This is a genomic window from Chloroflexota bacterium, assembly GCA_018648225.1.
Taxonomy (GTDB): Bacteria; Chloroflexota; Anaerolineae; order Anaerolineales; family UBA11858; genus NIOZ-UU35.
Genome location: JABGRQ010000024.1, coordinates 2,056 through 3,834, shown reverse-complemented (window position 1 = coordinate 3,834; position 1,779 = coordinate 2,056). Strand labels below are relative to the sequence as shown.

At 47.8% G+C, this 1,779-nt stretch carries 2 protein-coding genes; both read left to right on the top strand.

Annotated elements, in window-relative coordinates:
* The coding region (locus HN413_00685; GenBank protein ID MBT3388905.1) for a DUF927 domain-containing protein at positions 1–1,173 on the top strand (1,173 nt) is incomplete at its 5' end.
* An 84-nt stretch (positions 1,174–1,257) separates the two neighbouring features.
* Complete coding sequence (locus HN413_00680) at positions 1,258–1,647, top strand: hypothetical protein (protein MBT3388904.1); 390 nt, start codon at positions 1,258–1,260, stop codon at positions 1,645–1,647.
* Positions 1,648–1,779: the final 132 nt, after the last annotated feature.

Below are 1,779 nucleotides of genomic sequence, written 5' to 3'. Positions count from 1 at the left end.
ATATTGCTCAGTGCAGCTTTTCAAGCTCCGTTGGCACATTTAATGGGCTGGCGGTCTGAACGATACGGCATCTTCATCACCGGACGCACCGGTGCGTTCAAAACATCAATTGCCCAATTGGTGATGAGCATTTTTGGGTCTGGTTTTCTGGATGAAAACATGCTGATCCGTTGGGGTATTGGCGCAACGATCAATTCAATCATAGCCATGTCCGCATCAGCTCATGATTTGCCCATCCTAATTGACAATTTTAAGCCTGGTACTGGCAATGGCAGTCGTGATTTGGTGAATCTTGTTCACGCCATTCTAGAAGGGGGAGAAAAAGATCGATTGCGGCGGGATATTTCCCTCCGCACTGCCAGACCTATTTATGCTTGGCCGATTTTCACCGGAGAAGATGTTTCTACTCGTGATGCTGCAACTGTTGCCCGAATGTTAATAGTTCGTTTTGATGCCCGTGATGAACAAGCCACCACATCACTAACTGAATCGCAACGGTTGGGTATGCATCTCAGTGCAGTCGGCGCAACTTGGTTGAACTGGTTGTCTTCGGATGAAGCCTGCGCGATATATGCCCATTCCATCGGGCAGTTTTCGTCTCTACGCGATGAGTGGCTGACCTATCTGCGCAGCCAGCAACATCAGACGGTTAATCCAGCACGCGTAGCCACGAATTTAGCCACAAATCAACTCACCTGGTACGTGCTACAGCAGCACCCTTCTTTTAGTGCATTCGCTCACCGTTATGCACAAGCGCATGCCGATGGACTTTTCCAGGTAGCTGATGAAATGGCCGTCCTCACCGCAGAAGCACTGGAGGCCAGTCAATTCTTGGAAACCATAATCGAACTCCTTGCCAGCGGTCGCTGTTTGCTGCTTCCAGCTTTCAAGGATGCGCTCAATAATGAAAGAGAGCGGTTTATTGGCTGGCAAGACGTTCGCGATTCATCAATTTACCTCATCCCAGATGTAGCCCGAAATGCTGTAGAACGATTGCTGGGTGGTGGAGGACTGAATAATCTCAGTAACGGTACCCTTTACAAGCAAATCGCTGGCTTAGACTTGATTGCATCCCATGACCAGGGCCGTAACACAAAAAACATTCGTATCAATAATAACCAAATTATAAGGTTATTGCATCTCAAAGCTGAAGCTCTCAACCTTAATACATGAATTCGTTCCCGCGTTACCGCTCATTTTCAGTACGCACCATTTCTCATACCAGCGGTAACGCGGGAACACCGAAGGCTTTTTTGAATGAAATTACCCCACGCAATCATTGTTAAATCTCCGGGATTACTACCCATGCGCTATTCCGTGCGTGAGTTAGCGGAGGAATTAAAAATGTCGGAGCGCACATTGCGCGATTGGCTCAATACCGGCGCTCCACATGAGCGAGATAACCGTCAGCATATCTGGATTATTGGAACGCATTTTAGCCAATGGGTTCAAGAACAACGCAAACCAAAGCGTGAACGCAAACTACTCGATCACCAGGCGTACTGTTTGCGCTGCAAAGATATTGTGGAACTAAAATCCCCTGAACATCAGCCCATCAAAGGCAAATTAGTGCATATCAAGGGCGTGTGCCCTCATTGTGGATGCATAATAAACCGAGGAGCGCGAAATGGAGCGTTTAGTGAATAGAACGAATTACCTGCTGGTCAAAAAATTCTTGCTTTTTCAGCGCGAAGTCAAGCTTATCTCGCCAGACTCTGCCGAGCGATATCGCTTTTACCTGCGCCACTTGCTATTATGGGCCATGGATACTTTGCTGGG